This window comes from Crenobacter oryzisoli (genome assembly GCF_030385785.1).
GTDB lineage: Bacteria > Pseudomonadota > Gammaproteobacteria > Burkholderiales > Chromobacteriaceae > Crenobacter_A > Crenobacter_A oryzisoli.
In genome coordinates this window covers 1-1,288 of record NZ_JAUEDK010000111.1, presented here as the reverse complement: position 1 = coordinate 1,288, position 1,288 = coordinate 1, and the positions used below count along the sequence as shown (strand labels likewise).

Genomic DNA, 1,288 nt, shown 5'->3' with positions numbered 1-1,288 from the left:
CCGAATGAAGGTGTCGCCGCAAGCAAGGGAACACACTCCGGCCCTGCCATCCCACTGGGAAGCGCGGGCCATCGAAACGGTGTCTCGGCATGGGCGCCGGCGCATCTTGTTGACCTCCTTGCTGGATGCCAAGGCGTGGCCGGCCAAGGAGATCGCGGCGCAATACCAGGAGCGCTGGCAGATCGAGACCAGCTACCGCGAGCTGAAGCAGGACATGTTGGGGGACGAATTGACGTTACGCAGTGGCACTCCAGAGACCGTCCGACAGGAAGTTTGGGGGACGCTCTTGGCCTACAACCTGGTCCGACTGGAGATGGCTGAGATCGCGCGGGAAGTGGGGGTTGCGCCGACCGATCTTAGCTTTACGACAGCGCTGCATTATTTGCGCTATGAGTGGAGCTGGCTGGCGATCAGCAGCCCCGGCACCTTGCCGGCGCGCTTGCTGCGTCTGCGGGAACGCCTCGGGGAGTTGTTGCTACCGAAACAACGGCGGGGGCGTGAATACCCCCGCGTGGTGAAAAAGCTGCCGTCCCGTTACCCAATCAAACAGGTTCGATCTGCTAAGTGAACGGCATTAGGCCACTTGGCCGCTTTTTTGATGCGACGAAGGTCAGAGGCAGAGGTCGGCTTGTGTCGGATGGAGGCGCTTTCGCCATAACTCATCGCACTTTTCGGTCAACTTGAGTGAAGAGCTGCGAGCACAAACTCAATATCGGCGTGCTCAATATCAGCGTGCCATTCATCCACTTGGCTTTCCTCACCCTGCTACTCATGAGAGTCGGAAATGTCTACTGCCTGCTGGCCCGGATTCCGGGGGGCCTCACAGGCCATTGGGTGAAGAATGCGGAGAGGTAGCCAGAAGCAGCACTTGGCGGAGAGGTAGCCGCATGACGGTGCCTCGGGCGCGCCGGGCTTTCCGGCGCGGTAAAGCACAAAGCCCAGCTCTATGAGCTGGGCTTGTGGTGTGGGGAGTCTGGCGGTGACCTACTTTCACATGGCGAATGCCACACTATCATCGGCGCAGAGGCGTTTCACGGTCCTGTTCGGGATGGGAAGGCGTGGGACCACCTCGCTATGGCCGCCAGACATTAACTTGTACAAACTGTCGAAGCCCGGTGCCGTTGTCACGTCACCGTATTGAATTCAAGCGTTACTTGGTAATTGATTGCGTCTCGTCGCACATCACCTGTACTTCACACCACGAAGTACCTCAAATGATAGGATCAAGCCTCACGAGCAATTAGTATCGGTTAGCTTAACGCCTCACAGCGCTTCCACACCCGACCTA

General features: G+C 58.5%; 1 protein-coding gene and 1 rRNA gene. One reads left to right on the top strand and one right to left on the bottom strand.

Annotated elements, in window-relative coordinates; genetic code table 11:
- On the top strand, positions 1-568 hold a 568-nt coding region (locus tag QU481_RS23700; RefSeq protein ID WP_289832391.1), incomplete at its 5' end, for a transposase.
- Positions 569-971: 403 nt separating this feature from the next.
- Here QU481_RS23700 and rrf read toward each other — a convergent pair.
- A 5S ribosomal RNA gene (gene rrf / locus QU481_RS23695) occupies positions 972-1,086 on the bottom strand.
- Between the last annotated feature and the right edge of the window lie 202 nt (positions 1,087-1,288).